Source organism: Virgibacillus xinjiangensis (assembly GCF_042643145.1).
Lineage (GTDB): Bacteria > Bacillota > Bacilli > Bacillales > Amphibacillaceae > Virgibacillus_O > Virgibacillus_O xinjiangensis.
The window spans coordinates 4,401-20,912 of record NZ_JBHRSA010000006.1 but is presented as its reverse complement, the minus strand read 5'-3'; the positions used below and the strand labels follow the sequence as shown (position 1 = coordinate 20,912).

Sequence of the window (16,512 nt, the reverse complement as noted above, 5' to 3'; positions counted from 1 at the left end):
GACCATTTTACCAATTGTCCACGGGAAATGGAACACAGCTATTCCCTGCTCTCCAAAAATTTCTGAATCTGATCCATCGGGAACCCCTTCCGGAACAGCCCCTCTTTCACCTTGTTCATCAGGGCATACCCTTCATGCTTCATCTGGTGTTTCCGCATCAGCTTTTCCCCCTGATAGACAAGTGCTTCCCATTCGGCATCTTCATCCTTCTCTTCCTGGATATCGGCAAAAGCTTCCTTGACCACATCCTGGGTGAATCCCTTCTGCATCAAAGAGGCCTGCAGGTTCTGCACCTGTTTGCGGAAAGAGTCTTTCTTCTTTTGCGAGAGCTTTTTATCGATCAACTTCCGTATTTTTTCATATTGCACTTCGTAGGGATACCCTTCGACCGCTTCTGCTGCAATAGCGGCAGCCACCCCTTTTTCCATCAATTCCTTCTTGATAAGGGACGGTCCTTTGGAAGATGTGTTCATCCGGGTGCGGACAAACATCTCGGCAAACTGACGGTCATCCACCAAGTTTTCTTTCTCCAGCCTGCCCATGATCTGTTCGACCTGTTCAGGCTCTACCTCTTTTTTCACCAGATAGTCACGGATTTCTTTTTTTGTGCGCATTCTATAGCTTAAAAAGTGGATAGCCTGGGTATATACTTTATGTACCGTATCTTTTTGGATCAAGGTGTCTACCATGGAATTATCCAGTTCGAGGCCTTTGCGAAGCCTGTATTCAATCAAAAGTGCCTCATCGACACTGAACCCGTATGATTCTCCATGGCCATCATCCAGAAAGATATTATAACGATTCTTACTTTTTTTCTGTGTAGTGATCCGGGCAATTTTTTTCAACGTATCTCACCCCTTTCCCTTTATAATAGCAGAACGTCTGCCGTGTGCCTATATTCCCTGGACACACCGGCCCAATGAAATTTATTGCCCGGTCACTACCGTAAGAATCGCTTCATGTGCATATACTATCGACAGAGACATATGAAAAGGTGGGAAATCGGATGAATATACTGATCACCGGCGGGACCGGATTCCTTGGCTCAAGCCTTGCAGCCTCTTTGACACAAAAAGGGCATCAGCTATACATACTCACACGAACGCCGGATAACCATGAGGATACAGATAAAACGACCTATATTGGCTATGACCGGCAGGCGGAGAGCCTTCCCGCCATCGATGCGGTGATCAACCTCGCCGGTGAATCCCTGTTCGGCTATTGGACGGAAAAGAAGAAACAGACCATCAAGGACAGCCGTCTGGAAATCACAAGACATCTGATTGATTTGCTGCGGCAAATGAAGCAGAAGCCTGCCGTGTTCATTAGCGGATCGGCTGTCGGTTATTACGGCATGAGCGAGGAATTGATTTTCACCGAAGCGACCGAGGATCCTGGAAACGGATTTCTTGCAGAGGTCTGCACGAAATGGGAAGCGGCCGCTTCTCAGGCAAAATCCCTCGGCATCCGCACTGTCTATGCCCGCTTCGGTGTCATCCTTGGAAAAGAAGGCGGTGCCCTGCCATTGATGAGTCTTCCTGTGAAACTATTCGCCGGGGGTAAAATCGGCAGTGGGGAACAATGGATGTCGTGGATTCATCTGCAGGATGCCGTTGACCTCATGGAATTCTGCCTGTTCACTCCGAGTGTGGAGGGGCCGGTGAATTTCACGGCACCGAGTCCGAGAAGGAACAAGGACTTCACTCGAATATTGGCACAGGTGCTCAAACGCCCGTACTGGCTCCCTGCCCCCACCCTCTTGATGGTGGCAGTTCTCGGGGAAATGAGCCAGCTGATCCGCAAAGGGCAGTATGTTTATCCGGAAAAAGCGTTGCACCGTGGCTTCACCTTTACTTTCCCCCGTCCAAAGGAAGCATTGGAGGATATTAGACCTTAATCTAAATGCTTCACTGACTAATGATTTGATAATTTGCTCCGCTTTAGACGGTGTGTCTTTCTAAAATTCGACTACCTATAGATTTTGGTTCTATCTAAGAAGAGTTTCACTTCACTAAAGGATGCTGCACAGTACCAGAAATGATGAGAACTGCCGCCGCTGCGACAAAAATACATCGCTTTCCGTGGGCACGGCCTTTGTCTTAGCTGAAAAGCACTTCTTCCAGGGGCCTGCGGACGCGTGCTGTTCCAAATGAGTATGGAGATATAGCCATGGCGATTTTCCGTGCGTCGCTTGCTTAACCTCATGAGAACTGCCGCCCTGCGACAAAATACTTCGCTTTCCGTGGGCACGGCCTCAGTCTCCTCAGAAGAAAAGCACTTCTTCCGGGGCCTTCAGACTCGTGCTGTTCCCACAGGAGTCTACGTATTTTGTCTACGCTATGTGAATCGACCAGAATTTCGAATGGCGGTGGATTAATGGCCTTTTTCTTACTAAATTTACCCGGCTTACAATGAATACTACTATTCCTCACAGCAACAGACATCAGTAGAATTGTAACCACCTCAACCAGCGGAGGAGATCCACGGAGGCTCACGGGACACCCGCGGAAAGCGTAGTGGAATTCCCGCAGCGGTGTATCCGGCACACACATGGGGCCACGCGGAAAGGAAATAGCATATCCACAGCGTTATATCGCGCACCTACAAAAACACAAAAAATATTTCCAACCATAGCACCAATCTGCCCCAACCAGCATATCTTCTAAAAGAATAAAAATTCCATAGGGAAGGCAAATGGTGCGCCACCAGCCACGGCTGGTTCTAGTGGGTTCGATTCCCACCCCGGATTTTTGTTGAATGCCAACTAAAAATTCGCGGGTAGGGACGGACACACTGGATTTCCCTGTGGAAATACAGCATACCCTCCTGCCCTGCGCCAAGGAGGGTATTTCGATGCTTAAAATGCGTGACCTGCATGAAGTGCCAGTACTGTTCGAACTGATGTCCCATCCAGAGGTATTCCCCTTTGTCCGAGAAAAAGCACATACCATGGATGAATGCTATTTCCTCACGAGAAAAATCATCGAAGCAGAAGCGAACAATGAAGCGATCTCCCGAACGATCCTGGATGAGCAGCTCCATCCCATCGGGACCATCGGCTTATATGATATGGAGGAGAATCACGGGTTTCTGGCGACCTGGATCGGCAAACCCTTCTTCGGCAAAGGATTCAACCAGCGCGCGAAAACCCAGTTTCTTGACGAGGTTTTCTGCACCAAGGGAATGGACGGTGTCTTCATGAAAGTCCGCACATCCAATACCCGCTCCATAAAAGCCGTGCTCAAACTGCCCTATGCCACTTTGGCGAACGAATGGTATCCACAAGTATACCGGGACATCAACCAATCGGGATCCGTTTATGACCTCTTTGTCATCACTAAGGACCACTACCTCTCCTATCAGCAATTTTCCCGTCCAGCTGAGACAGATGAAGAAGAAGTTTCCTAGGATAAGTATACGAATCGGACGATATGCTCATCCTATCAATAAAGTGAGGGATGCAGTATGAAAGCAAAACCTAAACAGGTCCATCAGCTCAACTCCCTGTCCAAAACACAGGAAGTGAACTACCAAAGAGAGTTCAAGCGTGCGGACCGAGCATACCAGGCAACATCCATGAAAGGGAAGCGGAGCTGAAAAAGGCTCCCGCTCCCTTTTATCCACAGTCATCCACAAAATGTTAGTAACTCCATAAACACCCGCCACATTAACCCTCTTTATAAACAAGCAATTGTGCATAACATCCACAACCTCCTGTGGATAATGTTGATAACTCCTGAAAATACTGTCTTCATTTAGTTCTATCTGTTTATAACTCTGTGCATAACCAAATGAACAAGAAATCGGGTCCTTCCCGATTTTTTTTGTGTTTCAGGGAACCTTCTGTTACAGCGGTCCGTATAAGGGAATAGAGAGGAATGAGGTGAACATCTATGGACATGTTGAACGATATAAATCTAGCGGTTATCGCCCCTTTGCTCGTAATCCAAGGGATCCTGCTGATCGTGGCATTGATTGACTGGGCAAAAGCAGAAAAAACGAATGGGCCGAAATGGATGTGGTTCTTCCTTATCGTATTTGTGAATATCATTGGCCCTGTACTATATTTCCTTTTTGGAAGGAGCAAAGACTGAATGGCATTGCTGACCGTTTCAAACCTATCAAAAAACTATGAAGGAAATCCGGCTGTCCGTCAGGTGAGTTTCTCTTTCCATCCGGGGACATGTACAGCTTTGATCGGTCCGAACGGTGCGGGGAAAACAACCATCCTCCGCACATTGGCCGGACTGCTGAAGCCGTCGAAAGGAGAAATTTCCTTCTCCGGCATGGAAAAGAACCAGGATATCAGGGAGCATATCGGCTACCTTCCACAGTACCCATCCTTCCATGGCTGGATGACGGGCAAAGAATTTCTTGTCCACGCAGGCAGGCTAGCCCGCCTTACCAAAAAGGAAGCAGAACAACGGGCAGATGATCTGCTGCACAAAGTAGGCATCGCCGAAGCTAAAGACAAATCCATCAGCAAATATTCCGGAGGCATGAAACAGCGCCTCGGCATTGCTCAGGCCATTATCCACAAACCTAAGCTGCTGATGCTTGATGAACCCGTCTCTTCCCTGGACCCGCTCGGCCGCAGGGAAGTTCTGACCTTGATGGAGGAATTGAAGCAGGAAATGGCCATCCTGTTTTCCACTCATATTCTGAGTGATGCTGAAGAGGTAAGTGACAGACTGCTGCTCCTAAAGGATGGCGTCTTGGTAGAAGATGGCACGATGACGGAACTGCGCCAGAAATACCAGACCTCACGGATATCGATGCAGATTGAAGGGGATATGACTGGCTATTTGCATGAATTGGAAAGTATTCCAGAGGTGAAAGATTGTCATGCGGAGAAGGATAGCATAACGATCATTTGTGAAGATGTAGAGACAGCAAGAAGGAATATACTGCTGAAGGCAGCACAGGAAGACTGGCCGGTCACCGGCTTCTCGATCAACCAGGTGTCACTGGAAGAAATGTTCATGAAGGCGGTGAAAACATGAGCCAATGGCTGACCCTGTTTCAGAAGGAAATGCTGGAAAACTGGCGGAACAAGAAATGGATTTGGGTGCCTCTGGTCATCCTATTAATTGCCGTCATGGACCCTATCACGAATTATTATATGCCGGTGATCATCGAATCCGTCGGCGGACTGCCGGAAGGTGCTTCTATCCAGCTGCCTGAATACACCCCGCCCGATGTCGTATTGATGAGCCTCGGCCAGCTCAGCAGTCTGGGTGTGCTCGTCCTGGTACTGATGTCCATGGGTGCCATTTCAGGGGAAAGAAAGAGCGGCATTGCGGAGATGGTTCTCGTCAAGCCTGTATCCCACCTTTCCTATATTACGGCAAAATGGGCATCCCTCCTGTTATTGGTATGGACATCTCTATTTCTCGGTATGCTGGCAAGCTGGTATTATATCAATATTCTTTTCGGCAGTTTGGCATGGACGGACTTCTTGCTGATTGTCTTCTTCTATGGCCTGTGGCTCACCCTGGTGATCAGTCTGTCCATCTTCTATAACAGCCTGCTCAAGACACCGGGACTGGTAGCAGCCTGCACCATTCTGACGATCATGCTGATGAGCCTCATCACCCGCATTTTTGAAACGTATCTGACCTGGAGTCCGAGCCGGATGACGAGCCATATCCATGACATGCTGGTAACTGGTGATGTCACATCTGACCTCCTGTTGACAGGACTCATCACCATAACCGTCTGTGCAGCACTACTGGCTGGCTCAATAGCCGCCTTCCGGACGAGAGAGTTGGCGGAATGAATACCTTTGTTCAAAAAATAAGGACTGGAGCCATCATGGCCCCAGTCTTTATTTTGCATTGACAATGGTGATCCTGCGCAGCAGCAGATAGGAGATCAGATATAGCGTACAACCAATTCCCAGCAGCTGATAGAAAAAGACTGCTTCCAATCCGGTGAAAATGTCGACGACACTGTCGATCAGCCAACCATCCGCGACACCAATCAGGACGACGAGGAACAGCACTCCCACACTTGCTCCTCCTCCCGCCAGACCAAATCGGAAAAACAATAGTCCGAGCAGAAACATGCCGGACAACAGCAGCAACATGATGGAGGAATCAATCAAGACGCGGGTGAAAAACGTATCTTCCAGGAAATATGCTGCATGGAGAAAAGAGAATGTCTCCAACCCGACACCCTCCGTCAACCATAGCACCAGCTCATGCAGGATATTGGCTGCGAGTCCCATAATCAGGGAGAGACCCAGGAAGAATAATCCTATACTTACGAACAAACTCTTTCTTGTTGCACCCATGCGGATGGCGAATGGCACCGATTCTTTCACCGTCAAAAACCCGAGAATCGCGCAGTAGATATAGATCGGCCCGGTAAGACTGAAGGACATGAAGCCATCATCCACCCGGGTGAGAAACCATGCGAAAGCGAGAGAGATCACGAGAATTCCCAGTAGAATGGTCCAAAAGACCATCAACGAGTGCCGGACATCTGCCATAAAGAAATATAATAGGCCTTGCGTCTGTTTCTTCATATTACGCACCCTTCCTTCCATCCGTCAGATAAATCATCAGCTCTTGGATTGGAACACTTTCCACTTGCAGCCCAGACTCCCTGGCTTCCTTCATCGAACTGTACACATAGGCCGTCATCATGCCTGCGAATGTTTTTTTCTCGATCACTTCTTTTCCCTTTAGAAAATATTCCACTTGTTCCACAGCACCCGACACGGTACATACATTTTCCCTCAAAAACTCCGCTTCCCTCTGCAATGCCAGAGACCCCTCCTGCAGAATCAAAACTTCCTCAAACAACAGGCTCACCTCGTCGATCAAGTGTGTAGAAAGAATGATCGTCCGTTCATCCGCTTCATATGTCTCCAGCAGCAGCTCGTAGAATTTCTTCCTGGCTGCGACATCGAGCCCGATATATGGCTCATCGAAAATAGTGACCGGTGCTTTGCTGGCCAGACCTGTTATGATGCCAAGTGCCGATTCCATTCCTTTTGACAGGGATTTGACTGCTGCATTTGCAGGAAGCCCGAAACTTTTCACAAGATTTCCGGCCAGCTCTTCATCCCATCCCGGGTAGAAAAAGGCGAAAAGCTTGAGCACCTGTTTGACCTTCAAATCCTTTTTGAAATTGTTCCCCTCTTTAATGAGGCAGATCGATTCGGTAATCCTCCGGTTGTCAAAAGGGTCTTCTCCATCGACACGTATACTCCCGCTGGTGGCGAGGATATTCCCTGCCAGGATATCCATGAAGGTCGTCTTTCCGGCGCCATTCCTGCCCAACAGCCCATAAATCTTCGGTTCCTCCAAGGTGAATGATACATCCTTGAGTGCATATTCCCCCTTGTACTTCTTCGATAAATTTTCCACTTCAATCTTCATTAATCGTGTCCTCCCTCTCCACCATTTCTAGTAAATCCGCTTTACTGATGTTCAATTTTTCGGCTTCATTCTTCAAGGGCAGCATATACCTGACATAGAATGTTTCTTGCCGTTTCTGGATCAGTATCTCCTTGGCATCTTCCGTGACGAACATCCCGACACCCCTCCGCTTATACAGGACTCCTTCTGTTACCAGTTCATTGATCCCTTTGGCAGCTGTCGCCGGATTGATTTGGAAGTATGAAGCAAATTCATTGGTGGATGGAGCTTTGTCTTCCGCTTTAAGACTCCCATCGAGGATGGTATCTTCCAGCTGCTCCTTGATCTGCAGGTAAATTGGTTTACTTTCATCCAGTTTATTAATCATGTCAGCGCCCCGCTATCTTCATTGGTTCATTAGTTATGTAACTAACCATATAACCTTTCGCTCCATTTGTCAATATAATTCTGACAAATAAAAAAGAGCCACCTCCTAAGAAATGGCTCTTTACCTGATGGGACACGGAACACTCAACCGGCTTCCCTGTCCAGATTATAGAATGGATTCCGTTCAGGCAGAAGAAAATAGTCCTCTCCATTGGTAGTGATGACCACATCTCCGAACATGGCTGTTGAATAAATATCAGCATCCACTTTATGGAGGTTGCTGATGACCCGGTCCACCGGATGACCGAAGTCATTCTCGACATGATAGGTGAGAATGGCTGCCTGTGGATTCACTTTTTTGAGGAAGGCCAACGAGCTGCTGGTCTTGGAGCCGTGATGTGCCACCTTCATGATTTCCGCTTCCACATTTTCCTTCAGCAGACTCTTTTCCTGGGATTTCTCCACATCACTCGTCAACAGGAAATCGATTTTGCCATAAGTGATCTTCAGGACAATGGATGACTGATTATTACTTTTAAACCCTGAATGACTATTAAGCACACGGATATCAAGCTTCGAGTCAAGCTGCACTTCATCCCCTTGCTTGGCAATGGTCACTGGGATATCATGCTTCCTGACGGTACGGATATATTTAGCATAGGTCTTCGTCGTATGGAGCTTCCCCGAGTCCAATATTTTCTTCACCTTGACCGAATTGATCACCTTGGGGAGCCCGCCGATATGATCGATATCAGGATGGGTGGCAACCAACAGATCGATTTCACTGACCTGCTGCTCCTTCAGATAAGACGTCACCTTCTCCCCCGCATCCGGCGGGCCCGCATCAATCAAAATAGTCTTATCAGAAGGGGTCTGGATAAGGATGCTGTCACCCTGGCCCACATCAATGAAGTGGACAAGCATCTCAGGCATCCGCTCCCCCTGAATGGGAGATGGAGCCAATAGGAACAATAAACAGAAAATAAATACCGGCAGTCGTTTCTTCCGCTTATTCATGGTTAAAACATCCTTTACATAAGATGCCTTTATTTTTTACAGAACCACGGATAAATATTAATCAGATTGCTGCTGATTTATTTTCTCTCCGGATGATATCCTGCACCTTCCGCCGATTTCACGATTCTCCTGCCGATATACCAGCACAGCGGCGGATATTCCCGCGCTCCTGCCGATTCCCTGCGTATGCTGCTGATTTATTTCCTCTCCGGATGATATCCCGCATCTCCCGCCGATTTCACTGCTCTCCTGCCGATATACCAGCACAGCGGCGGATATTCCCGCGATCCTGCCGATTCCTTGCGTGTGCTGCTGATTTATTTTCTCTCCGGATGATATCCTGCATCTCCCGCCGATTTCACTGCTCTCCTGCCGATATACCAGCACAGCGGCGGATATTCCCGCGCTCCTGTCGATTCCCTGCGTATGCTGCTGATTTATTTTCTCTCCGGATGATATCCTGCATCTCCCGCCGATTTCACGATTCTCCTGGCGATATACCAGCACAGCGGCAGATATTCCCGCGCTCCTGCCGATTATCTGCATGTGCTGCTGATTTTCAACCGCTCCGGCGGATACCTCGCAAAGCTCCCAACGCAAAAATCCCGCCGGCTCACTGCCGACGGGATTTTCAATCATTTTTATGCATTTACCACTTTGATTTCTTCATCGATGACATCGACTTTTACGTTTTCCACTTCAGCTTCATCCAGGATCAGATCTGTGAGCTGGTCTTCCACTTTATCTTGGATGACCCGGCGCAGCGGACGAGCGCCGAAGCGTTTATCATAGCCGAGTTTGACCAATTCGTGCTTAGCTTCCTCCGTAATGGTGATCTGGATGTTATTTTCTTCGATGTTCTCTTGAAGTTCTTGAAGCATAAGATCGATAATTTCCATCAGGTCTTTTTCAGACAGTTCGTTGAAGTTGATGATGGAATCGAAACGGTTCAGGAACTCCGGCTTGAAGTAGTCGCTCAGGTTTTCCAAGTTGGATACCGCATCATGTGCATCCTTGTTGAAGCCTACATTGACTGTTTTCACACCGGTTCCGGCATTGCTTGTCATGATGATGACAGTGTCTTTGAAGCTCACATTCCGGCCATGGGAATCTGTCAGATGGCCGTCTTCCATGATTTGCAGGAACATGTTCTGCACATCTGGGTGGGCTTTCTCGATTTCATCCAACAGCAGGATAGAGTACGGGTTGCGGCGGACTTTCTCTGTAAGCTGTCCTGCTTCCTCATGTCCTACATATCCTGGTGGTGAACCGATGATTTTGGACACGGCGTGTTTTTCCATATATTCACTCATATCGAGGCGGATCATGGAATCACGGGAACCGAATAGTTCCTCTGCCAGTGCTTTGGTCAATTCTGTTTTACCTACACCGGTCGGTCCGACAAACAGGAAGGAACCGATTGGGCGGTGCTTGGATTTCAGTCCGGCACGGCTGCGGCGAACGGCTTTTGCCACTTTATTGACTGCTTCCTGTTGACCGATGACTTTGGTGCTCAGCTGTTCCGCGAGGTTCTTCATTTTTTCCTGTTCATCCGCTTGAAGCTTCGTGACAGGAATACCTGTTTTTTCTTCTACAATCAATTGGATATCGGAAATATCTACATCGATGACCTGCTCTTTATCTTTCGCTTTTTCCAGTTGTTTTTGCAGCTGGATTTCCTGATATCTCAGGTTGGCTGCTTTTTCGTAGTCTTCCCGTTCTGCTGCTTCTTCCTTTTCCCTGACGATTTCATCCAAGTGCTGCTGGATGGAATGGGAATCTTTTTCCGCATTGGACAGGTTCAGCCGGGAACCGACTTCGTCCATCAGATCGATGGCTTTGTCCGGCAGGAAACGATCCTGGATATAACGGTCGGACAGCTGAACGAACGCTTCGACCGCTTCATCGGAATAACGAACTTCATGGAAAGCTTCATAACGGTCTTTGATGCCTTGCAGAATTTGAATAGCCTCTTCTTTTGTCGGCTCTTTGACAATAATCGGCTGCAGACGTCGTTCAAGTGCCGCATCCTTTTCGATTTGACGGTATTCTTTCAACGTTGTCGCACCAATGATTTGCAGTTCACCCCGGGCCAGTGCCGGTTTCAGGATATTGCCTGCATCCATTTGGGAGCTCTCTGCTGAACCAGCGCCAACCAGCAGATGGATTTCGTCAATGAACAGAATGACATCCTGTCTTTGCTGCAGCTCACTGATCAGCTGTTTCATCCGTTCTTCAAATTGACCGCGCATGCTGGTATTGGCAACAAGGGATGCTACATCCAGTACATAGATCTCCTTGTTCATCAGCTTGGCAGGTACGCCGCCTTCTACGATCTTCAATGCAAGACCTTCAGCGATCGCTGTTTTACCTACACCTGGTTCCCCGATCAGGACCGGGTTGTTTTTGTTTCTTCTGTTCAATGTTTCGGTGACACGCTTCACTTCCTGATCGCGCCCAATTACCGGATCGATCTGACCGGATCTTGCTTGATCAGTAACGTTCTTGCCTAATTGGTCAAGCAGACCATTTCCTTTATTTCCTTGTCTTTGTTTTGTTTTGGTACCCGTCTGATTCCCTCCATTGCCTTGGGAAAAATTGTTGGCGAAGGAATTATCCGCGTTTCCAAAAGGAGACTGGGAAAAGAAATCCCCGGAATTACTCATCATTTTACCTTGGATCTCCTCAAAACATTCATGACAAAGATGCAGTTGCATTTTTTGATTGTTGATGTTCATCGCCAAGTTCACGTTCGCTTGGTTAATTCCACAATTTTGGCATTGCATCCTTCATTCCTCCTATATATGATCAATTTTATTTAAGCAGGTAACCTGCTGACTTTGTAACTTTGACTTTGACTATCTTTGACCTTAACTGTAGTATAAGGCATTTTCCTCAGTAGATTCAAGTCTTTTGCTTGTTCCACCATTTCTTGAAGGTCATGGGTGTTTTGAACAATATTTGACTTTGACTATCTTTGACCTTTGACTATATTATATACTGACCTTTTTTGACTTTCAAGTACTTTTGCCTAATTTTTTTCTGCATTTGGTCTGAAAGTGCCCTCTCCTACTCCCAATCAATCTTTGCAAATAAGCGCTATATACCGCTGCGGATATGCCACTGCGCTTTCCGTGTACTCTCACCAGCCACCTTGTCGTCTCTCCTCCGAAGTCTCCGTGGATTTCCTCCGCTAGTTGAGATGCTATGCTGACAAGACTATACCCAGCACGACTGTATGATGAAACTGCACCCAGCGAAGACAAAATACGTAGACTCCAGTGGGAACAGCACGAGTCTGAAGGCCCCTGAAGAAGTGCCCTTCTTCTGAGGAGACTGAAGCCGTGCCCACGGAAAGCGAAGTAATTTGTCGCAGCGGTAGCAGGCGGCAGTCCTTATCATTTCTATAAAGTTAGGATCAAAAAAGAGAACAGCTTTATATACACTGTTCCCTTTTCTACATATATTAACGCTTCATTTCTTCTTTTTCCCGCAATTCAATTCGGCGGATTTTGCCTGATGCGGTTTTCGGCAGGTCGTCGACAAACTCGATTTCCCGCGGATATTTATATGGTGCTGTCACCTGTTTGACGTGATCCTGCAATTCTTTGACCAAATCCTGTTCGTCCTGATTCACATTCTGCTTCAGTACCACGAATGCTTTTACAATGTTGCCACGCACCTCATGCGGGCTTGCTACAACGGCGCACTCTTTGACATATGGATGTTTGACCAAAGCGTCTTCCACCTCAAAAGGCCCGATCGTATAACCGGAACTGATGATGATGTCATCCTTGCGTCCCTCAAACCAGTAATAACCGTCCTCGTCTTTTCTGGCCTGGTCTCCAGTAATGTAATAGTCGCCTATTATGGTTTTTTTCGTCCGTTCCTTATCTTTATAGTATTCACGGAAAAGCGCCGGGCTGTCCACTTTCACAGCGATATCACCGACTTTATTGGCAGGAACTGGTTTTCCGTTTTCATCAATGATGTCCACTTCGTTGCCTGGCGTCGGTTTCCCCATCGATCCCGGACGGACTTCGGTATCTTTCATCACACCGAGCAGCAGCGTATTTTCCGTCTGACCATAGCCGTCCCGGACAGTCAAGTTGAAATGGCGCCGGAACGTGTCGATCACTTCCATATTCAACGGCTCACCCGCGGACACGGCACTATGCAGAGCCGGCAGTTGATAATCCTCCAAATTGTCCACTTTGGCCATCAGGCGGTATTCCGTTGGTGTGCAGCACAGCACATTGATATCATTCTCTGCAAGCAGACTCAGATACTTCTCCGGGTCAAATCTTCCATTATAGATGAACCCGGTGGCACCTGAACCGAGTACGGACAGGAATGGGCTCCATATCCATTTCTGCCAGCCTGGACCTGCTGTTGCCCAGACTATGTCCCCTTCCTCAATGGACAACCAGTTTTTCGGCGCTGTCTGCAGATGGGCGAATCCCCATCCATGGGTATGTACTACGCCTTTTGGATTACCGGTCGTTCCGGATGTATATGGAAGGAAGGCAATATCGTCCTTCGCGGTCGGAACCATCTCCAATTGGTCGGACGCCCCTTGTTTCAAGCCATCCAGTTGATGCCATCCATCCGCCGATCCGCCGACGACAAATTTCTTCAGCTGCCGATACTCTTGGATATCCTCGAACTGGTCGGTGAACGGATAATAACTGACAATACCTTTCACCTCCCCATGACTGATCCGGTACTGGAGATCCTTTGTCTTCAGCATCTCGGAAGAAGGAAGGAGCACAATACCTGTTTTCAATGCGGCTAGATAAACTTCATAGGTCTCGATCAGACGAGGCATCATGACGAGGAGCTTGTCCCCTTTTTCCAACCCCATTTCCTGAAACACATTTCCGATCCGGTTGGCGTTTTTCACCAACTCTCCATATGTAGCCTCTCTTTTTGCTCCGGTGTCGTCCTGCCAGATCAGCGCCTTCCTGTCCGCCTCTGCTGCATAACGTTCCACTTCCATGGCAATGTTATATTCCTGTGGTGCAATCAAGTCTTCCCTTTTCATCAAAACCCTCCCTGCAGTTTGCCTTATTATATCAAATGTTTCGAAACTTTATAAAGACGCATGACCGTCGGTTGGAGCCAATTGTTTCGGTAAAACGCATACATTCTTTTTTAAAAAATGAAAAAGCAGACGCTGAACGCCTGCTGCAAGTAGTTATATCATACTTTCCCCTCTTGTCTGAGATTTCCTGATATTCCCTGCCGTTTATCCTAAAATCCATAGATGGATGGAGGGAGATGGTCCTTGATGACAAGGTCGTCCAGACTTTTGAATGTATATCCCTGTTTCTTCAATTCTTTGATCAAGTGTTCCAATGCCTCGGCGTTATCCGAGGACACCGTATGCAGCAGAGCAATCGCACCCGGATGAATTTGGTCCATCACTTGTTCGAAGGCATATTCCCATCCCTTCTGCTTGCTGGTCTCCCAATCCACAAAGGCAAGTGACCAAAAGACATGGATATACCCTAATTCACTGGTCCATTTCAGGGTCTGTTCATTGAAAATTCCGCGTGGCGGGCGAAGGTACTTCAATTCTTTCTGGTCGGAAACCTCAGCCACCGCCTCTTCCAATGTCTCCAACTCTTCCTTGATGGAATCTTTGGAGATCGTAGAGAAGTCGGGGTGATGGTAGGAGTGGTTGCCGATGATATGACCTTCATCTACCATCCGCTTGATCAGTTCGGGCTCACTGTCCACATAGTGGCCGGTGACAAAGAACGTTGCAGGAACCTCTTCTTTTTTCAACACATCAAGAATCTCTCCGGTATACCCAGCTTCATATCCGTTATCAAATGTCAGATAGATGACCTTGTCTCCGGATAAGTCTGCATAATAGGCCCCATACTTGTCGAGCAGTTCCTGATACTCACCGATATCAGGAGGTTGATGATCCGAGTTTTTCTTGAAGCCCCAGCCATAAGCGGCAACGTGATTGTTTTCCATTCCAATAAAAAAGGCAAGAAAAACGATGACCGATACTGCAATGAATTTTTGCATAATATCCCACCTGTTTTTTCTTACCTTTTCCAATTCACTCGTTGATTATTCACTTATAGAAAGACAGCTGCCGCCCAGCCGAAGATGAATAACGGGATATTGAAGTGGATGAATGTCGGTACCACGGTATCCCAGATGTGCTGGTGCTTGCCGTCGGCGTTCAGCCCGGAAGTCGGCCCCAATGTACTGTCAGAAGCAGGCGACCCGGCGTCTCCCAAGGCACCGGCCGTTCCGATAAGGGCTGCGGTCGCTACCGGAGAGAATCCTGCAGCCATACAGATCGGCACATAGAGCGCTGCCAGAATCGGCACCGTACCAAAGGATGAACCGATCCCCAACGTTACGAACAAACCAACAAGCAGCAAGATGAAGGCAATCACTGCTTTATTATCACCGAGGATGCCGGAAGAGACTTCTACCAGCGCATTGACAGCACCAGTTTCTTCCAAAATGCTTCCAAAACCGGATGCAACCAGCATAACAAAGGCGATGTTCCCCATCATGCCGATCCCTTCAGAGACGATGTTATCTCCGTTTCGGAATGGTACGACGATGAACAAGAACATGAGGACAAGTCCCGTCAGCGCACCCAAAATCAGATTTTCCGTAATCAGCTGTACAGCAAGAGCTCCCACGATCGCTATCAATGTAAAGACATGATTTTTGTTGAAGGATACATCTTTCACTTCCGGCACAGTCACTGCCGCCGGCCCACCTGCTCCTTCTACAGCATCCCGCTGTTTCCGATAGGTGAAGAAGATGGCGATCAAGAGACCGATGACCATCCCCATACCAGGCGCCAACATAGCGGTTGTCGTGTCATTGACGGTAACACTAGCCCCATTTTCATTCATGCTGTCCACGATCGTATTATGGAAAATAAGTCCGAATCCAGCAGGAATCATAACATATGGAGCCTTCAGGCCGAATGTCAGTGACACTGCCACCGCACGGCGATCCATCCTCATCTCATCAAATAATTTCAATAATGGCGGAATCAAAATCGGGATGAATGCAATGTGCACTGGAACCAAGTTCTGTGACAAGGATGCCACACCGGCGATCGCCAGCAGCATCATGGTTTTCTTTCCCGTCAATATTTTAATCAGATAGTTCACCAATATTCCTGTAATCCCTGTATAACTGATGGCTACTGCAAATGCCCCCAGCAAAATATAACTCAATGCCGTATTCGCCTGGCCTCCCATGCCGGCTACCAGCATCTCGGTCGATTCCACAATGGACAACCCGGACATGAGCCCTGCCGTAAGCGCCGCCGCAATGATAGCGACAATCACATTCACCCGCAGCAGACTCAGGACGGTCATCACCAGAACCGAAACAACTACAACCCATTCCATACGTCTTTTCCCCTCTCTATCTATCACATTCTCTTATGTTTTCAGCTTCAATACTTCATCATGATAAAGTATTAAAGTATAGAAATCAAGGGGCTGATGCATATTTTAAATTTTCGGAGTTTGGCTGATCGCTCCCGCGGATATCTTGCTTCTTCTGCTGATATCTCTCCTCTCCTGCCGATACCTCCTCGCTTCCGCCGATATCCTACACCTTCTGCTGATTCTCTCCTCTCCCGCTGATATCTCTCCTCTCCTGCCGATATCTCCGCTCTCCTGCCGATACCCCATCGCTCTCGCCGATTTCCTGCTCCTCCCGCGGATATCTCTCCTCTCCTGCC

17 protein-coding genes are annotated in these 16,512 nt (G+C 47.9%); 6 read left to right on the top strand and 11 right to left on the bottom strand.

The annotated features are described in order from the left end of the window. Nucleotides 1-38: 38 nt before the first annotated feature. Nucleotides 39-845 (bottom strand): recombination regulator RecX, encoded by an 807-nt coding sequence (gene recX / locus ACFOGI_RS03100; protein ID WP_390268267.1) that lies wholly within the window; start codon nucleotides 843-845, stop codon nucleotides 39-41. 161 nt (nucleotides 846-1,006) lie between these two features. On the opposite strand from recX, the gene ACFOGI_RS03095 reads away from it, so the two are divergent. From ACFOGI_RS03095 to ACFOGI_RS03070, 6 genes are all read left to right on the top strand, one after another. Beyond that, nucleotides 1,007-1,897 carry a TIGR01777 family oxidoreductase gene (locus tag ACFOGI_RS03095; protein ID WP_390268264.1) on the top strand — a complete coding sequence of 297 codons (891 nt, stop codon included), beginning with the start codon at nucleotides 1,007-1,009 and terminating at the stop codon, nucleotides 1,895-1,897. Between the two features lie 956 nt (nucleotides 1,898-2,853). Continuing rightward, nucleotides 2,854-3,408 (top strand): GNAT family N-acetyltransferase, encoded by a 555-nt coding sequence (locus ACFOGI_RS03090; RefSeq protein WP_390268261.1) that lies wholly within the window; start codon nucleotides 2,854-2,856, stop codon nucleotides 3,406-3,408. A 57-nt stretch (nucleotides 3,409-3,465) separates the two neighbouring features. Continuing rightward, the gene (locus tag ACFOGI_RS03085; RefSeq protein WP_390268258.1) at nucleotides 3,466-3,597 is read left to right on the top strand and encodes a YfhE family protein; all 132 of its coding nucleotides are present in this window, start codon (nucleotides 3,466-3,468) and stop codon (nucleotides 3,595-3,597) included. Nucleotides 3,598-3,893: 296 nt separating this feature from the next. After that, a complete protein-coding gene (locus tag ACFOGI_RS03080) occupies nucleotides 3,894-4,094 on the top strand; it encodes a PLD nuclease N-terminal domain-containing protein (protein WP_390268255.1) in 201 nt (66 codons plus the stop codon). Further along, nucleotides 4,095-5,003 carry an ABC transporter ATP-binding protein gene (locus ACFOGI_RS03075; RefSeq protein ID WP_390268253.1) on the top strand — a complete coding sequence of 303 codons (909 nt, stop codon included), beginning with the start codon at nucleotides 4,095-4,097 and terminating at the stop codon, nucleotides 5,001-5,003. It begins immediately after the preceding gene. Then, nucleotides 5,000-5,779 carry an ABC transporter permease gene (locus ACFOGI_RS03070; protein ID WP_390268251.1) on the top strand — a complete coding sequence of 260 codons (780 nt, stop codon included), beginning with the start codon at nucleotides 5,000-5,002 and terminating at the stop codon, nucleotides 5,777-5,779. The genes ACFOGI_RS03075 and ACFOGI_RS03070 overlap by 4 nt, the downstream gene beginning before the upstream one ends. Before the next feature lie 48 nt (nucleotides 5,780-5,827). On the opposite strand, the gene ACFOGI_RS03065 is transcribed toward ACFOGI_RS03070, so the two are convergent. The 10 genes from ACFOGI_RS03065 to ACFOGI_RS03020 form a co-directional block, all read right to left on the bottom strand. Beyond that, nucleotides 5,828-6,529, bottom strand: a complete 702-nt coding sequence (locus ACFOGI_RS03065; RefSeq protein ID WP_390268248.1) for a hypothetical protein — start codon at nucleotides 6,527-6,529, stop codon at nucleotides 5,828-5,830. 1 nt (nucleotide 6,530) lies between these two features. Continuing rightward, nucleotides 6,531-7,388, bottom strand: a complete 858-nt coding sequence (locus ACFOGI_RS03060; protein ID WP_390268245.1) for an ABC transporter ATP-binding protein — start codon at nucleotides 7,386-7,388, stop codon at nucleotides 6,531-6,533. Then, the gene (locus ACFOGI_RS03055) at nucleotides 7,378-7,755 is read right to left on the bottom strand and encodes a GntR family transcriptional regulator (protein WP_390268242.1); all 378 of its coding nucleotides are present in this window, start codon (nucleotides 7,753-7,755) and stop codon (nucleotides 7,378-7,380) included. The genes ACFOGI_RS03060 and ACFOGI_RS03055 overlap by 11 nt, the downstream gene beginning before the upstream one ends. Nucleotides 7,756-7,898: 143 nt before the next feature. Continuing rightward, nucleotides 7,899-8,771 (bottom strand): ComEC/Rec2 family competence protein, encoded by an 873-nt coding sequence (locus ACFOGI_RS03050; protein WP_390268239.1) that lies wholly within the window; start codon nucleotides 8,769-8,771, stop codon nucleotides 7,899-7,901. Nucleotides 8,772-8,828: 57 nt separating this feature from the next. Further along, nucleotides 8,829-9,410, bottom strand: coding sequence for a hypothetical protein (locus ACFOGI_RS03045; RefSeq protein WP_390268236.1), 582 nt, complete (start codon nucleotides 9,408-9,410; stop codon nucleotides 8,829-8,831). 2 nt (nucleotides 9,411-9,412) lie between these two features. Further along, complete coding sequence (locus ACFOGI_RS03040) at nucleotides 9,413-11,557, bottom strand: ATP-dependent Clp protease ATP-binding subunit (protein WP_390268233.1); 2,145 nt, start codon at nucleotides 11,555-11,557, stop codon at nucleotides 9,413-9,415. 680 nt (nucleotides 11,558-12,237) lie between these two features. After that, nucleotides 12,238-13,815 (bottom strand): acyl-CoA synthetase MbcS, encoded by a 1,578-nt coding sequence (mbcS, locus tag ACFOGI_RS03035; protein ID WP_390268230.1) that lies wholly within the window; start codon nucleotides 13,813-13,815, stop codon nucleotides 12,238-12,240. Between the two features lie 209 nt (nucleotides 13,816-14,024). Continuing rightward, nucleotides 14,025-14,813 (bottom strand): delta-lactam-biosynthetic de-N-acetylase, encoded by a 789-nt coding sequence (gene pdaA, locus ACFOGI_RS03030; RefSeq protein WP_390268227.1) that lies wholly within the window; start codon nucleotides 14,811-14,813, stop codon nucleotides 14,025-14,027. A gap of 53 nt (nucleotides 14,814-14,866) precedes the next feature. After that, a complete protein-coding gene (locus ACFOGI_RS03025) occupies nucleotides 14,867-16,174 on the bottom strand; it encodes a Na+/H+ antiporter family protein (protein WP_390268224.1) in 1,308 nt (435 codons plus the stop codon). 105 nt (nucleotides 16,175-16,279) lie between these two features. Continuing rightward, nucleotides 16,280-16,512, bottom strand: a 233-nt coding sequence (locus ACFOGI_RS03020; protein WP_390268221.1) for a hypothetical protein, incomplete at its 5' end; no start/stop codon positions are given.